The following is a 15,725-nucleotide window of genomic DNA, read 5'->3' as shown; positions in this document are numbered from 1 at the left end:
CAGTAGTGAGCCGGCCGGCCGCTGTAGCGGTTGTCGTTCAGGGGCGCGAACTACAAAGTTCGCGCTATGGTATCCGGCGGCCGCAGTCCGGGGGCTTTGTGGCATATTTGCGGCCCGAACGCGCTGTTTTCCTTCCTCCACCCGTCGGCAGCTATGCCGCCTTCCCTCCTGCCCTATGCCTGCTGCCTTCCGCACCATCGTCCCTTCCGAGCTCAGCCCCACCGACTGGCACCCATTTATGGTGGGCGCCGTGGCCCCGCGCCCGGTGGCCTTCGTGAGCACCGTGGCGACAGATGGCAGCGTGAACCTGAGCCCCTACAGCTTCTTCAACTGCTTCGGCTCCAACCCGCCCATCCTGGCCTTTTCGCCAGCTAACCGCGTGCGCGACAACTCGCAGAAACACACCCTGCAGAACGTGCGCGAGGTGGCCGAGTGCGTGGTGCACATCTGCGACTACGCCATGGTGGAGCAGATGTCGTTGGCCAGCACCGAGTATGCCAAAGGCGTGAATGAGTTCGTGAAAGCCGGCTTCACCGAAGCACCCAGCCAGCTGGTGCGGCCACCGCGCGTGTTGGAAGCCCCGGCCGCCTTCGAGTGCGTGGTAGAGCAGGTGATTGAGCTGGGCCAGAACAACGGCGCCGGCAACCTGGTGCTGTGCCGCGTGGTGCTGGCCCACTTCCGCGAAGACATCATCCTGCCCTCCGGCATCGGCATCGACCCGCGCAAGCTCGACGCCGTGGCCCGCCTCGGCGGCGACTGGTACAGCCGCTCGGCCGAAACGCTGTTCGAGGTGCCCAAGCCTAACCGCCGCCTCGGCATCGGCTTCGACCAGCTGCCGGCCTACCTGCGCGAGTCCACCATCCTGACCGGCAACAACCTGGGCCGCCTCGCCAACATCGAAGCCGAAGCCATGCCCACGCCCGAGCAGGTGCAGGCATTCCGCCAGGATCCAATGGTGAGCTACACCCTCAGCAAGCACGCCGCCGACCAGCCCGAACAGCGCCGCCAGCTGATCCTGCTGGGCCAGAAGCTATTGGAAGAAGGCAATATGGCGGACGCCTGGAAGGTGCTGCTGCTGGCCGCGGAGTAGACGCCGCGCACCAAGATCAGGGCAGCTGCAATTCCGGGCGGCACTGCTGCACTTGCTCCAGCAAGAGGGAGTAAATTTGTCGGTGCTGGCGAAAGGAGCCGTAAAATCTCAGAGAATCGTAATAACCAGGGCGCCAGCGGGTATCGTAGAAGGCTCCGACCCGGCGGGTGGAATCGTAAGAATCGTATGCCAGGTACAGAATCGGCCCGCATTGCCCGGCCTGGAAATCAGTGATGCGGGCCAATTCGGTGCTGCCCACCAGCAGGTAAGGCCCGGTCTGCCGCTCGCCGCGGTAGCTCAGTTCATAGTCCACGGCCGTCGTCCAGTCGAACTCGTTGGCTTGATACAAGGTGAACATCCACCCTTCCGGCCCGGCCGGCAGCCGGCCCACGTAGCGGTAGTCTCCCTCAGTCAATAGCGTGCGGCCCAGCACATACAGCCACGTGCCCACCACGGCCACCAGCTCCAGGCGGGTTAACCAGCGGCGCAGCAGGGTCGGCTGAAGCTTGGGGCTCATCGGGCAATAGGCAGCAACCGGAAATACTTCGTTTTCAGCCGGCGCGTCAGGTATGGTGGCAGCGGAGTTCCCTGCGCGTAGGCTTCGGTTACGCGCTGGTACTGCTGCGGCCCGAACCGACTCAGCCGAAACAGGCCGTAACCGGCCATCAGCCCGCCCATCACCAGGTCGCCGTTAGCCTCCTGCTGTTGGTTCTGGTAATAGTGCTTGTCGGCTTTCTTTACGTTTGACACCGCAAGGGCAGTTTTCTTGACGGCGGCGGTGGCCACAATGCCCGCGCCCGCCTGCAGCCAGCCGCGGGTAGCTCCGGAACGCTGCATGAACAGGTGCTGCACCGCCCGCAAGGTATCCGAACGGTCGTAGCGGGCGGTACTCAGCCCGGAATGGACCACGGGTGCGGCAGCAGGTTCAGCGGCCCTGGGCTCAGCGGCAGCAAGGCTTTGCGCGAAACCAACCGTGCCAGCGGCCAGCCACAGCATGGCAGTAGCCGATAAGTAAAGTCTGGTCATAGGAAATAAGGGAGAAGTAGATCAGCAACATTATAAACCAGCCACCGAAAACAAGCAGCGAAAGCAACAAACAGCTCCGTGCAATATTCGCACCAGGTAGCTCTCAAATGAAAAGAGCCCGCGCTTTAGCGCAGGCCCTCAACTTACCGAATCGTCCACAAAATCCGTGAAAAATCTGTGCTAATCCGTGGTCTTAGTTGCGCACGGCAATCATCAGACCCAGCTCCTTATAGCGCATGTTGAAGCGCTTGGCGATGGTGGCGTTGGTGAGCGAGCCTTTGTAGATATACACGCCACTGCGGAAGTGCTCATTCGTGAACAGCACCTCATTGATGCCGCCGTGCTGGCTGATTTCCTGCAGAATGGGTGTGAAAATGTTGCTCAACGCGTTGGTGGCCGTGCGCGGCACACGGCTCGCAATGTTGGGCACGCAGTAATGAATCACGTCGTACTTGCGGAAGACAGGCTTGCTGTGGCTGGTCATCTCACTGGTTTCGAAGCAGCCGCCCTGGTCGATGCTCACGTCGATGATGACCGAGCCGGGCGCCATGCTGGCCACCATGCTTTCGGGCACCATGAACGGCACGCGCCCTTCTTCGGCGTTGAGAGCCCCAATCACCACATCGGCGCGGCGCAGTTGCTGGCTGAGCGCAAACGTGTCGAGGGTGCTGGTGTAGAGCTGGGTGCCCAGGTTTTGCTTGAGGCGGCGCAGCTTGTAGAGGTGGTTGTCGAATACCTTCACCTCGGCGCCCAGGCCGGTGGCAGCGCGGGCGGCGTACTCGGCCACCGTGCCAGCCCCCAGAATCACGACCTGCGACGGCGGCACGCCCGTGATGCCGCCTAGAATGATGCCCTTGCCCTCGTTGGAGCGCGCCAGGTACTCGGCCGCAATCAGCATGACGGTGGAGCCTGCAATTTCGCTCATGGCGCGCACCACCGGCCGGGCCCCGCTGGGGTCCTTGATCAGCTCGAAGCTGATGGCATTCACCTTCTTGCGGGTGAGGGCCATGACATATTCCGAGGTGAGCGTGCCGAACTGCAGGGCCGAAATCAGGGTCTGGTTGGCGTGCAGGAACTCGATTTCGTCGTGGGTAGGCGGGGCTACTTTCAGGATGAGGTCGGCCTCGTAGACTTCCTTCTGCGAGTAGGCAATGGTGGCACCGGCCTCGGAGTAGTTGTGGTCGGAGTACTTGCTGGGCTCCCCGGCCCCGCTTTCCATGATGATTTCGTGGCCTTCCTCCACCAGATGCTTCACGGCCTCGGGCGTGAGGCAGATGCGGTTTTCCTGCAACGACGTTTCGCGCGGCAACCCGATAAAAAGCTTGCGCTTCCGGGTTTCCACAGCCAGCATGGATTCCTGCGTGAAGTAGGCGCGGCCCGTAGCCAGCGACTCGAATCCGGGGGGTACTGCGTCGGGCATAATGATTTAATTAGTAATTAGTAATGAACAATTAGCAATGATTTTCCGACGGCCGGCCCAGGCCAAACCCTCAAATTTCTCATTATCAATTACTAATTACTAATTCCCTTGATGAGGGTCCGGTGACGGTGAGCGTGATGAGTAGTCGTTCGGGTGGCAGCAGCGCCTCAATGCAGCTGGGCCACTCTATCAGGCAAAGATAGCCGGAATCGAAGTACTCCAACGCCCCAATATCTTCGGCCTCGCCGGGGTGGTTGAGGCGGTAGAAGTCGAAGTGGTAGATGGGCTGATTGCGGGCGTCGCGGTATTCGTTTACCAGCGAAAACGTGGGGCTGCTGACCTCGTCCTCAGGCACGCCCAGGCTGGCGCACAGGGCCTTGATGAACGTGGTTTTGCCGGCCCCCATCTCGCCTTCGAAGCACACGATGGAGTGGCCGCGCAGCGCGTCGCGGACCTGGGCGGCGGCGGCAGGCAGGGCCTCCAGGCCAGATATAGTGAGGTGAAGCATCAAGTCAGTGACAACAAAAGCGAGCCGCAAGTTTACGAAACGGCGCCTTGGTTCGCGGCAGACCGCCTCAGCTGGCCTTCAGCCCGGAGCCTAGCCGGCATATATTCAGCGTTCGTGATACTTCTGTGACGGACAGCGGACTTCTTTGCAGCAGAAGGTTTCGTTTTTCATTCACCAACCCGCACACTCATCATGAAAAAGCCTCTTGCCATCCTGCTGCTGTGCCTGGCGCCGACCCTGTTCAGCGCCTGCTCCAACGACGACCCCGAGCCCCAGACCATTTCCACGCCCGACCCGGTAGGCGCCCTGACGTCATTGAAAACCGGCACCATCACGCCCCAGAACGGCACGCCCACCCGTGGCACGCTGGCGCTGGTGCGCGACGGCCAGAACCAGGAATTCGTGCAGCTCAACATGGATTTCACGTCGGATTTTCATACTGGCACCGTCACGATATACCTAGCCAAGGCCGATACCCGCATCGGGGCGCAGCGCACGGCGGCGGCCACCAACGTGAAGGCCGTGGGCTTCGTCAACAAAAACGGCCAGCAGTTTCTGCGGCTCGATGGCAGCTCGGCCGGCTTCTCGCACATCGTGTTCTACTGCGAAACGGCGGAAATCAATTTCGGCGCCGCACCGCTCCAATGAGTTCTGTGCTCCGAAAATGTGTGCTTTCCGTCTGGGCGACGGGCGTAGCCGTGCTGCTGGCCGCGCCCGTGGCCCGGGCCGGCGGCGGCTGGACCCGCGCGCAGGGCGGTGGCTACGCCAAAATCGGGCTTACCACTGTCAGTACCACCAGCTACCACCCGCTGGGCGGCGGCACCATCGAAACGGCGCGGTTCCGGCAGCAGGTGGCCAGCCTCTACGCCGAGTACGGGCTGACGGACCGCTGGGAAGTGGTGCTCAACACGCCCGTGTACCGGCGGGCCGAGTTCGTGACGGCCACCCCCACTCAGGGCTTCGGCGACGTGCAGCTGGGGGTGCGCTACGGGCTGCTGCGCGGCGCGTGGCCGCTGGCGGTGGGCGTGGCCGTGGAGGCGCCCACAGGCAACGCCGATGCCCGCGGCCGCAACCGCCAGGACCCGCGCCAAACCATTGCGCTGCCCACCGGCGACGGCGAGTGGAACGTGTGGGCCCGGGCGGCGCTGTCGCACAGCCTGGCCCCGCGCCTGCCCGCCTACATCACCCTCGATGCCGGCTACAACCAGCGTACGCGGGGTTTCACCAGCCAGTACACCTACGGGGCCGAGGTGGGCTACCAGCTCGGCCACGCTTGGCTGACGGCCGCCGTGCGCACCCTCGACAACGTGCGCGCCCCCAGCCCTGACCGGCTGGCCAGTATCGGGCTGGGCGAGGGTGTGGCGTATTCCTCTTTTTCGCTGGGGGTGAACTACGCGTTCAGCAAGCACTGGTGGGGCACGCTCAACGCGGCAGGTGGCTTCGGGCGGTTGCGCAACGTGTACACCGGCATCCAGCCCACAGCCGGCGTGGCGTTTGAGTGGTAGCGCCGGGCCCAGCTCGCTGGTTTCGTGTTACTTTCCGGTTGGTTCCCCCGTATTCCCCTGCCTCATGCCCGCCGCCACCCGCGCCCTCATCATCGAAGACGACGCCGACATTGCCAACCTGCTGCGGGTGAACCTGCGCGACATCGACTGCGACTGCGAAATCACGCCCAACGGCCTGGAAGGACTGCGGCAGGCCACCGAAGGCCAGTTCGACGTCATCATTCTCGACATCATGCTGCCCGGCCTCAACGGCATAGAGGTGTGCCGCCGCATCCGGGCCCAGCAGGTGAGCACGCCCATTCTGATGCTGACCAGCAAGGCTGAGGAGCTCGACAAAGTGCTGGCCCTCGACCTGGGGGCCGACGACTACCTGACCAAGCCGTTCAGCGTGCGGGAGTTGCTGGCGCGGGTAAAAGCCCGCCTGCGCCGCTCGGCCCCCGACAAGGAGCCGGGCTTCGCGGGCGGGGCCGCCGGGCGCTTCCGGCAGGGCGGGTTGCTGCTGGATCTGGGGTTGCGCCGCGTCAGTGTCGATGAGCGGGCCGTGGAGCTGACGGCCAAGGAGTTTGACCTGCTGGCGCTGCTACTGCGCCACCCCGGCCGCCCCTATTCGCGCACCCAGCTCCTCGACCAGATCTGGGGCTACTCCTACTCCGGCTACGAGCACACCGTCAACTCGCACATCAACCGCCTGCGCATCAAGATTGAGCGCGACGCCGCCAACCCCGAGTACGTGCTGACGGTGTGGGGCGTGGGCTACAAGCTCAACGACCAGCTGGGCCAGTGATTCAGTATCTTGAAGCGGCTTCGACGTGATAGGTGTGCGTACGCTGAACGGTCCGGTCCGGCGGCTTTTTCAGCCGTCGGGCCGGTTGTCGATAGAACGACCTTCGACAAGACGTTCTCGGCAAACAACATCAGCTGGCGAAGACCCGCCCGACGGCTGAAAAAGCCGCCGGACCGGAGCATCTACTGTTCGAGCCTCAATCAGACCACTCTCCACCACAACCCGCCCCCTGCCTGGTGAAACTTCTGAACCTCAATAGCCTGCAGGGGCGGCTGTCGGTGCTGCTGGGCGCGCTGCTGCTGGCCGTGAGCGGGGTCTACGTGCTGCTGCTGGCCCAAAGCACCGACCAGTATCTGGCCGAGGAACTGCAGCGCAACAACCGCAGCCTGGCTGCCTCCGTGGCCCAGGTGCTCCAGATCGACTCTGCCACCAACGAAATACCGCAGGCCACGCTCCAGCGCACTTTTGGGGCCGCTATGGCCATCAACCCCAGCATCAAGCTCTACCTGGTGGGGCTTGATGGGCAGATTCTCACCTCATCGGCGGCCCCCAACGAGGTGAAGAGCGCGCGCGTGGCCATGCCGCCAGTGCGGGCGTTTCTGGCCGGCCGGCAGCCGCTGCCCATCTTCGGCACCGACCCGCGCCACCCGGCCGTGGCGCGCCCCTTTTCGGTGGTACCCCTCGTGACGCGCACCGGCCGGCTGCACTGCTACCTCTACATCACGCTGGGCGGCGGCCCCGCCCCCGACGCCGCCACCTCGTGGCGGCAGAGCTACATCGTGGGCGGCCTGCTCCGGATGCTGGCGCTGGCCGGCGCGGCCACGCTGGTGCTGGGCGTGCTGCTGATTTCGCTGCTCACCAAAAACCTGCACCGCCTCTCGGCCGCCGTGCGCCGCCTGCACGCCGGCGACTACGCGGCCCGCGTGGAAGGCATCCAACCCGGCGACGAGCTGGCTGAGCTGGCCGAGGCTTTCAACGGCATGGCCGCCCGCACCGAGGAGTCGGTGGCGGCACTGCGCCGCAACGACGAGCTGCGGCGCGAGCTGGTGGCCAACATCAGCCACGACCTGCGCACGCCGCTGGCCAGCATCGAGGGCTACACCGAAACCATCCTGCTCAGGCAGCACCTGCTCACGGAGCCTGAGCGGCAAAGCTACCTGCACACCATCCTTAAGAACACGCAGAGCCTCAAGCGGCTGGTGTCGGAGCTGTTTGAGCTGAGCAAGCTGGAGGCCCGCCAGACGGTGCCGCGCCCCGAGCCGTTTTCCGTGACCGAGCTGGTGCAGGACGTGCTGCTCAAGCTGGAACCCGAAGCCCGGGCCCGCACCATCGCGCTGGAAGCCCACTGGCCCACCGCCGTGCCCTTCGCCTGCGCCGACATCGGCCTCATTGAGCGGGTGCTGCAGAACCTGCTCGACAACGCCCTGCGCTATACGCCCGCCGGCGGCCGGGTGCTCGTGACGGTGGCCGCGCCCGATGCCCAGCAGCGCCTGACGCTGCTCGTCACGGATACCGGCCGCGGCATTGCCCCCCAGGATCTGCCCCACGTCTTCGACCGGTTCTACCGCTCCGACCAGGTGCGCGACAAAACACAGGACGGCCTGGGGCTGGGTTTGGCCATTGCCCGCCGCATCGTGCATCTGCACGGCAGCGAGCTAACCGTGCATAGCCGCGAAGGCGAAGGCACCTGCTTTGCTTTCTCACTGCCGGTGTACGGAGGCTGAGTGGCCCGGCAGGTGGGCGTGGGGCAAATTTGGCCGGGCACGGCGCATTTCCCAACGCGACGGTTCTATATTTGGCCGACCAAAACCTTCTTCCTATGCAAGTTTCGCGCATGGCCGACAGCCTCATCGGCTCCGAAATCATTAAGATCGGCAACGAAGTAAACGACATGATCCGCCGGGGAGAGCAGATCTGCAACCTGACCATCGGCGACTTCGACCCCGCCATTTTCCCGATACCGGCGGCGCTCGAAACCGAAATTACGGCCGCCTACCAGGCCGGGCACACCAACTACCCGCCCGCCAACGGCATGGCCGCCCTGCGCGAAGCCGCCACGGCCTTCACAAAGGAGCGCCTGGGCCTCGACTACTCCCCCAACGACGTGCTGGTGGCCGGCGGCTCGCGCCCGCTCATCTACGCCACCTACCTGGCCCTCGTGGACCCCGGCGACCGGGTGGTGTTTCCGGTGCCCAGCTGGAACAACAACCACTACTGCCACCTCTCGGGCGCCGAGCCGGTGATGGTGGAAACCCTGCCCGAAAATAACTTTATGCCCACGGCCGAGGAGCTGGCCCCGCACCTGGCCGGCGCCACGCTGCTGGCCCTATGCTCGCCGCTGAACCCCACCGGCACCGTTTTCACCCGCGACAACCTGCTGGCCATCTGCGACCTGGTACTGGCCGAAAACCAGCGCCGCCAGCCTAGCGAAAAGCCGCTCTACCTGCTCTACGACCAGATCTACTGGATGCTCACCTTCGGCCAGACCGAGCACTTCGACCCCGTGAACCTGCGCCCCGAGCTGCGCGACTATGTGGTGTACATCGACGGCATCTCGAAGTGCCTAGCCGCCACCGGCGTGCGGGTGGGCTATGCGTTCGGGCCGGCCGTGGTGATTGATAAGATGAAGGCTATTCTTGGGCACGTGGGCGCCTGGGCCCCCAAGGCCGAGCAGGTGGCTACCGCCAAGTTCCTGCCCAACACCCCGGCCGTCGATGGCTTCATCGGCGAGTTTAAGGAGAAGATTCAGCGCAGCCTCGAAACGCTGCACGCAGGCCTGCAGGAGCTGAAAGCCGCCGGCTACCCCGTCGATTCCATGGTGCCGATGGGGGCCATCTACCTCACGGCCCGCCTCGACGTGCTGGGCAAAACCACGCCGGCCGGCCAGGTACTCAGCACCACCAAGGAGCTGACTTCCTACCTGATCAGCGACGCCGGGCTGGCGCTGGTGCCGTTCAGTGCCTTCGGCACCGCTGGCACGGCGCCGTGGTTCCGCATGTCGGTGGGCGGGGCCTCGCTGGAGTCAATTGAGGCGGCCCTGCCCCGCCTGCGGGCTGCCCTGGACGCGCTGCGGTAGCCAGCCGCCGTGTACGATCCGGCGGCGGAGTTACCCTCGTTTTACGGCTGCAGTATTTTGCTTTTATAAAGAATCCCTGGCTGCCGCAGCCGGGGATTCTCTTTTTGGGCCGGCCTCGCCTTTTTGCCTGCTTCAGATTAGTTTATCGTCGTGCCTTCAACTACCTGACAATCACTCGTGCTTGCAAGACTAATCCAATTTCTAGAATATTCAATGAATAGTATTTTTGCCTGAAGGCTGTTTGTCGTTATCTTTCATCGTGAAAAGTGGTCTGGCTTCATGTGTCTGCTTTTTGCCCTTATATCTGCTCTCTATACCATCTGATTGACCTGCCTGATTGGGGCAGGTCAGTTAGCCTGACACACCTATTGCACGCTCCGTTTTTCTCACCCCCCGGAAAGTGCACCCATGAATTCAGTTTTTACCGGCGTTCTGCGCCGGATTTCGCGCCTGCTACCGGCGTTGCTTACCCTTGCGGGGCCGCTGGTGGCCCAGGAGCGGCCGGCACCGATACCGGGTACAGTCCGGACGGCCACCGGCACGCCCGTGGAATATGCCACCGTCGTGCTGCACCGCGCCACCGATTCGGTAGCGCTCAAAACCGAGTTTACGGACGCGGGCGGGCAGTTTGTACTGGCCCCGGCCAGTGTGGGCCAGTACCTGGTGTCGGTGGTGCATGCGGGCTATGCGCAGGCCTGGGTGGGGCCGATTACGGTTACGGACCGGCCGCCGGCCATATTACGCCTCACGCTGGCCGCCAGCCCCACGCAGCAGCTGCGCGGCGTTACCGTGACGGGCCAGAAACCGCCGTTCGAGCGCCGCGCCGACCGCACGATCATCAACGTGGAAAACAGCCCGCTTTCCAGCGGCAGCACCGTGCTTGACGTGCTGGGCCGCGCCCCGGGCGTGACCGTGGACGGCAACGATGAGCTGGCGCTACGGGGCAAGCGGGGCGTGCTGGTGCTGCTCGATGGCAAGCGCGTGCCCATGACGGGCACCGAGCTGGCCAACATGCTACGGGCCCTGCCCGCCGAGCAGGTGAGCACCATGGAGCTGATTCCCAACCCGCCCGCCAAGTACGATGCGCAGGGTACGGCCGGGGTCATCGTCATCAACCTCCGGAAAGACCAGCACCTGGGCACCAACGGCAGCCTGAATGCCAGCTACGGGCGCGGGCGCTACGGCAAACATACCTCGGGCCTGTCGCTGAACCACCGGGGGCCGCACGCCAACCTCTACGCCACCTACGCCTACACCGACCGCCAGAACTTCCAGAACCTGGCCTTTTCGCGGATTTACCGGCCCGAGGGCCAGCCCCAGGCCAGCAGCCAGCAACGCAACGAAATGCGCAACCACCTGGTGTCGCACGCCTGGAAGGCCGGCCTTGACTACACCCTCAGCCCCCGGACCACGCTAGGCGTGATGGTGAGCGGCCTGGCCAGCAAATCGCCTTGGCAGGGCACCAACGAGTCCGCGTTTTTTGATGCACAGGACCAACCGGTGAGCAGCTACACCTCCGACAACTTCCGCAACCTGCGCACGCCCAACGTGGCCGCCAACCTCACGTTGCGCCACACGTTCCGGCCCGACTCGGCGGGCACGGCCGAGCTGACGGCCGATGCTGATATGGCCCGCTACGGCATCCGGCGGGTGCTGGATCTGGTAACAATCTATAGCCTTCCCGCCGGGCAGCCGACCACGGCTCTCACCGGCAACCAGGATGGCACGCTGCACATCCAGAGCGCTAAGGCCGACTATGTGCGGCCGCTGCCACGCGGCCTGCGCCTGGAGCTGGGCCTGAAAGCCAGCCAGGTGCGCGCCGACAACGACGTGGTGTTTTATCGAAACGGCAGCCTCCTTCGGGATGCCACCCAGTCGAACCGCTTCCGCTACGACGAGAGCATCCGGGCGGCTTACCTGACGATGAGCCGCACCCGGCCGGGCCTCACGCTTACAGCCGGCCTGCGCGCCGAGCAAACCGTGGCCACCGGCCGCCAGGACATCGGCAACGAAAACTTCGACCGCCGCTACCTGCAGCTGTTCCCGAACCTGAACCTGAGCCGGACGCTGTCGGAAGCCCATGCGCTGGGCTTCACGCTGAGCCGCCGCCTCGACCGGCCCACCTACACCCAGCTCAACCCCTTCCGGTCTTATGTAGATGCCACCTCGTACCGCGCCGGCAACCCCTACCTGCAGCCCATGACCAGCTACAGCGCCGAGCTGACCCACACCTGGCGCCAGAAATACACCACGGGCCTGAGCTACGCGCGCGGCCACTGGCCCATCGTGCCGGTGTACCTGGCCCAGCCCGGCCCCGAGCGGCTGGTGGCCGCTACCGACGTGAACCTGCAGACCCGTCACTACTACGCCTTCACGCTCACGGCCCCGCTGGCCCCCACCAAATGGTGGCAGCTCTACACCGATATCGAGTTGTTCTACATCTACTTCGATGGCCGCCTAAGCAACACCACCGCCCCGGCGGGGCGGCCGGGAGCCATTGCCAGCGCCAACAGCACCTTCGCGCTGGGCAAGGGCTGGACTGCCGACCTGAACGGCAGCTACCACTCGCGCGAGTGGTACGCCTTCCAGGTGGTAGAGGCGTTTGGGCAGCTCGGCGTGGGCGTGCAGAAAAGCTTGCTCGACGGCCGGGCCACGCTGCGCCTCAACGCCACCGACCTGCTGTATACGGCGCCGATTACGGCTACCTCGCGCTACCAGGTGTTTGAGGAACGCTACCGCGCCAGCCAGGACAGCCGGGCGGCCACGGTGTCGTTTTCGTACCGGTTCGGCAGCAACGAGGTGCCGCCAGCCCGCAAGCGGGCCACGGGGGCCGAGGAGGAAAAGCGCCGCGCCGTCAGCCAATAGTCGCGGGATGCATCAGCGCAATTTTTGCTGAAAAACGCTTGCCAGCGCCGGAATGGCCGACATGCTGCGGATCTTTGCCGGCTGTCTGTTTGCTGTCTGCCGTGGCCAATTCGTATTTTCAGTTCAAAGAGTTCCGGATCGAGCAGGGCGCGTGTGCCATGAAGGTGAGTACCGACGCCTGCGTGCTGGGTGCCGTGGCCCCGGTGGCCGGGGCCCAGCGGCTGCTCGATATCGGCACCGGCACCGGCCTGCTGGCCCTGATGGCGGCTCAGCGCAACGCCACTGCGGCCATTGAGGCCGTTGAGCTGGACCCCACTGCCGCCGCGCAGGCCGCCGCCAATTTCCGGGCCAGCCCCTGGGCGGCCCGGCTCACGCTGCACGCGCTGCCGCTGGCCGGCCTGGCCGCCACCCACCCTGCGCCCTTCGACGGCATCGTCTGCAACCCACCTTTCTTCCGCCACTCCCTCCGCTCGCCCGACGCCCGGCGCACCACCGCCCGCCACACCACAGATGATTCGCTGACTTTTGCGGAGCTGGCGCAGTTCGCAGCCGACTTCCTGACCCCAGCCGGCCACCTCACGGTGCTGCTGCCGCCGCCCGAAATGCAGCACTTCGAGCAGGCCGCCACCGTAGTGGGGCTGTGGCCGGTGGTGCAGCTGGTTGTGCGGCACCGGGCCGGCAGCAAGCCGCTGCGCCACATCACCACGTTTGGGCGCCGGCCTGCCCCGCTCCGGCAGCAGGAACTGCTGATAAAAGCCGCCGATGAGCAGTATTCGCAGGCTTTTCGGGAGTTGCTGGGGCCGTTTTATTTAGCGCTGTAACGCCTGGTTCAAAACTCGCCTTCAGATGGAAGTAGCCGGCGCACTTGGGCCAGCTTATCCTGGTAGAACTCGTCCAGCAGATCGACCTGCACCTGCCCGAATTCGGCGGCGGTATAGCGGCGGCGCACGGTGCCGTCGGCCAGCACGGTCAGCTCGTCGCAGAGCTCGGTGAGGGAGCCCAGCAGGTGCGAGGTCAGCAGAATGCCCACGCCCTGCCCGCGCAGCCGCCGCAGAATTTCCATCAGCAGAAGGTTGGCGTTCAGGTCGAGGCCGTTGAAGGGCTCGTCGAGGATGAGGTAGCGGAAGGGCTGCACCAGCAACGCCAGCAGCGCCAACTTCTTCTTCATGCCGGCCGAATACTCCTCGGCGTACTGGTCCAGGGGCAGCTCCAGCAGCTGGTTCCAGCCGTTGAAATCCACCACATTCCGGCCGCGGGCCTGCAGCGTGAACTCCAGGTATTCGCGGCCGGTGAGGCGCGGATAGAAATACGGCTCGTAGGACAGCAGCCCGGTGTGGGCGCGGATAGGCAGGCCGGTACTTTCCACCACGGTGCCCTGGTAGTCGGCGTGCAGGCCGTAGAGGCAGTGAAGCAGCGTGGTTTTGCCGGCGCCGTTGGCCCCCACCAGGCCGTGCAGGGTGCCGGGTTGCAGCGTCAGGCTCACATCGTGCAGCACCGGCTGGCTCCCGAAGGCTTTGCTCAGGTTGCGAATCTCAATCATGCCTCAGTCTTGTCGGAAATTGGAGAGCCGCTGCCGGCTTTTCCAGAGCAGCCCCGCAAACGCCACCAGCAGCAGCGCCGGAAACACCGGCTGCCCGGCCAGCAGCACCAACGACAGGATGGCGCCCTGGGTGAGGCGTACCAGCAGCGTGTCGGGGTAGAAGGCGTAGCGGGCCAGCACCACCATCGTGAGCAGGGCCGCGCCCCACAGCAGCAGCAGGCCCGCCCCACCTACCCCAGCCGGCCCCAGCGCCAGCATCCCGGCAAACGGCGCAGCCGTGAGCAGCAGGTAAAGCAGCGCCAGTCCCACGCGCCGCCGCAGCCACGCCCCCGGCTGCCGGAGGGCCGGCAGCAGCAGCGTCCAGGGCTCAGGCGTGCCGTAGCACCCGGCCAGCAGCAACAGCCAAACGACCAGCGCCAAAGCCGGCACCTCCGGATACTGCCGCCCCCACGCCGCGCCGGCCAGCAGCAGCGGCCACCACACCGCGGCAGCCGTTTGCCGCAGGCCGCTCACCAGCTCCAGCGCCTCACTCCGCACCAAGCTGCGGCGGCGTTTCTTGCTGTCCTGAGGCCGGGCCGCCGGCAGCCAGGCAGCGGCTACGGCCAACCCCAGCGTCAGGAGCGCCGCAGTCAGCTGCCCAAAGGCCAGCAAAGTAGCAGCAGCCGGCAGGCTCCACAGCCCGTATTCCACGGCCAGCCACGGCCGGAACCGGGGCGCGGTAAGCTGCAGAAACCCCAGGTCGAGGCGGCGGCGGTGCTGGCTGCCAATGAACAGGGCCACTGCCAGCGGCACCAGCCACTGCCCGGCAGCGTGCGGCGCCAGCACCACGAAAGCGCGAGCCACCGACAAAAGCAGAAACGGACCCAGCAGCGCCAGCCGCCACCAGCCCAGCTCGGCCAGCAAGCGGCCGCCTATTCGCAGCCGCAGCCACAGATACCCTTTCAAGCGCGCAGAATTGATTGATCCAGGATAGGGAAGCTACCGGGCACTGCCTGATTCGGCCCGTACCTGCAGCTGCCGGAAAAAGCTGTTGCAGTTGCTTTTCGGCTGGGTGAACGAGGTCGAGGCGCAATATCTTGCATCTCGCCGTTGCTGATGTTGTTTTACCGCACAATCCGGCGTCAGTTGTTCAACGACGAGACTCCAACTATTGCGTCGCTACCTCGCCTATTCCTGCCTGAAAAAAGCTGTTAAGTGGTCATGTGAAAGTAATGCGGTATTGTATGCCAATTCCGTGAATTAGTTGGGTGAGACGTTCGTACAAGTGCGCTTCACTGTCGTAGTCATGGGGCCTGAGCCAGTAGTGCTTGCAGCGGTGCCAAAGCCGTTCGATCTGGTTGAGTTCGGGCGAGTAGGCGGGCAGAAACTGTAGACGCAGCCCGCGCCGGGCCCACGCGCGCAGCCGCGCCTGCACGCTGGCGGCCCGGTGGATGCTGGCGTTGTCGAGCACGAGGATCGTGGGCCGCTCAAGCGTGAAGCTGAACTGCTCGACAGCGGCCACAAACAAGTCGGCTGTGAACGCGCCGGCATAGAGCACGCCAGTGAAGGCCTGGGCCGGGTCGCGCGCCTGCCAGAAGCCCAGCAGCGAGTAGCCACCGGTGGGGCCGCGTTCGGCCGGCACGCCGTGCGCCGGCTGCCCGCGCCGCTGCCAGGCATGTGAGACGGGTGCCTGGCGCGAAAAGCGGCACTCATCCACGTAGACGACGGCCACCCCGCCGCTGGCCTCGACCTGATGCAGCAGGGCCAACTCCTGCTGGAAAAAGCCGAACAGCAGGGCATCGCGCCGGGCCCGCAGGCTCTGACGCAGGCGTTTGTAGCAGAAGCCCAGGCGACGGGCCCAGTAGCAGAGGCGGCTCCGGCTCAGGGCTGGTACGGGCAGGGGGCTGTGCCGGCCCAGCGACTGCGGCACCA

The 15,725-nt window shown here is 65.0% G+C and carries 15 protein-coding genes; 8 read left to right on the top strand and 7 right to left on the bottom strand.

All coding sequences use genetic code 11. The annotated features are described in order from the left end of the window. Positions 1-175 precede the first annotated feature (175 nt). The gene (locus O3303_RS04370; protein WP_269560847.1) at positions 176-1,090 is read left to right on the top strand and encodes a flavin reductase family protein; all 915 of its coding nucleotides are present in this window, start codon (positions 176-178) and stop codon (positions 1,088-1,090) included. A 16-nt stretch (positions 1,091-1,106) separates the two neighbouring features. Here the strand turns inward: O3303_RS04370 and O3303_RS04365 are convergent, their stop codons facing one another. The 4 genes from O3303_RS04365 to tsaE form a co-directional block, all read right to left on the bottom strand. Beyond that, entirely contained in the window at positions 1,107-1,607 is a 501-nt protein-coding gene (locus O3303_RS04365; RefSeq protein ID WP_269560846.1) for a hypothetical protein, read from the bottom strand. Next, the gene (locus O3303_RS04360) at positions 1,604-2,116 is read right to left on the bottom strand and encodes a hypothetical protein (protein ID WP_269560845.1); all 513 of its coding nucleotides are present in this window, start codon (positions 2,114-2,116) and stop codon (positions 1,604-1,606) included. The genes O3303_RS04365 and O3303_RS04360 overlap by 4 nt, the downstream gene beginning before the upstream one ends. A gap of 193 nt (positions 2,117-2,309) precedes the next feature. Beyond that, on the bottom strand, positions 2,310-3,536 hold the full coding sequence (locus O3303_RS04355) for an alanine dehydrogenase (RefSeq protein ID WP_187316535.1): 1,227 nt from the start codon (positions 3,534-3,536) through the stop codon (positions 2,310-2,312). An 85-nt stretch (positions 3,537-3,621) separates the two neighbouring features. After that, positions 3,622-4,044 (bottom strand): tRNA (adenosine(37)-N6)-threonylcarbamoyltransferase complex ATPase subunit type 1 TsaE, encoded by a 423-nt coding sequence (tsaE, locus tag O3303_RS04350; protein ID WP_269560844.1) that lies wholly within the window; start codon positions 4,042-4,044, stop codon positions 3,622-3,624. A 192-nt stretch (positions 4,045-4,236) separates the two neighbouring features. Between tsaE and O3303_RS04345 the strand changes: the two genes are divergently transcribed. The 7 genes from O3303_RS04345 to O3303_RS04315 all read left to right on the top strand — a co-directional run bounded on the left by O3303_RS04345 (position 4,237) and on the right by O3303_RS04315 (position 13,095). After that, positions 4,237-4,692, top strand: a complete 456-nt coding sequence (locus O3303_RS04345; RefSeq protein ID WP_269560843.1) for a hypothetical protein — start codon at positions 4,237-4,239, stop codon at positions 4,690-4,692. Between the two features lie 20 nt (positions 4,693-4,712). Beyond that, positions 4,713-5,549: a hypothetical protein gene (locus O3303_RS04340; protein ID WP_269560842.1), complete on the top strand. Its 837-nt coding sequence runs from the start codon at positions 4,713-4,715 to the stop codon at positions 5,547-5,549. 64 nt (positions 5,550-5,613) lie between these two features. Then, complete coding sequence (locus tag O3303_RS04335; RefSeq protein WP_269560841.1) at positions 5,614-6,333, top strand: response regulator transcription factor; 720 nt, start codon at positions 5,614-5,616, stop codon at positions 6,331-6,333. A 236-nt stretch (positions 6,334-6,569) separates the two neighbouring features. Continuing rightward, positions 6,570-8,057 (top strand): sensor histidine kinase, encoded by a 1,488-nt coding sequence (locus O3303_RS04330; RefSeq protein ID WP_269560840.1) that lies wholly within the window; start codon positions 6,570-6,572, stop codon positions 8,055-8,057. Between the two features lie 95 nt (positions 8,058-8,152). Then, entirely contained in the window at positions 8,153-9,409 is a 1,257-nt protein-coding gene (locus O3303_RS04325; protein ID WP_269560839.1) for a pyridoxal phosphate-dependent aminotransferase, read from the top strand. A gap of 408 nt (positions 9,410-9,817) precedes the next feature. After that, a complete protein-coding gene (locus O3303_RS04320) occupies positions 9,818-12,274 on the top strand; it encodes a TonB-dependent receptor (RefSeq protein ID WP_269560838.1) in 2,457 nt (818 codons plus the stop codon). Between the two features lie 101 nt (positions 12,275-12,375). Continuing rightward, complete coding sequence (locus O3303_RS04315) at positions 12,376-13,095, top strand: tRNA1(Val) (adenine(37)-N6)-methyltransferase (protein ID WP_269560837.1); 720 nt, start codon at positions 12,376-12,378, stop codon at positions 13,093-13,095. Between the two features lie 8 nt (positions 13,096-13,103). On the opposite strand, the gene O3303_RS04310 is transcribed toward O3303_RS04315, so the two are convergent. From O3303_RS04310 to O3303_RS04300, 3 genes are all read right to left on the bottom strand, one after another. After that, entirely contained in the window at positions 13,104-13,814 is a 711-nt protein-coding gene (locus O3303_RS04310; RefSeq protein ID WP_269560836.1) for an ABC transporter ATP-binding protein, read from the bottom strand. Positions 13,815-13,817: 3 nt separating this feature from the next. Beyond that, positions 13,818-14,759, bottom strand: coding sequence for a hypothetical protein (locus O3303_RS04305; protein ID WP_269560835.1), 942 nt, complete (start codon positions 14,757-14,759; stop codon positions 13,818-13,820). A gap of 253 nt (positions 14,760-15,012) precedes the next feature. Next, a complete protein-coding gene (locus O3303_RS04300) occupies positions 15,013-15,723 on the bottom strand; it encodes an IS630 family transposase (RefSeq protein WP_269560834.1) in 711 nt (236 codons plus the stop codon). Positions 15,724-15,725: the final 2 nt, after the last annotated feature.

Origin of the sequence: Hymenobacter canadensis (assembly GCF_027359925.1) — a bacterium.
Taxonomy (GTDB): domain Bacteria; phylum Bacteroidota; class Bacteroidia; order Cytophagales; family Hymenobacteraceae; genus Hymenobacter; species Hymenobacter canadensis.
The sequence above is the reverse complement of the archived record's forward strand: the minus strand, read 5'-3'. Positions and strand labels throughout refer to the sequence as shown.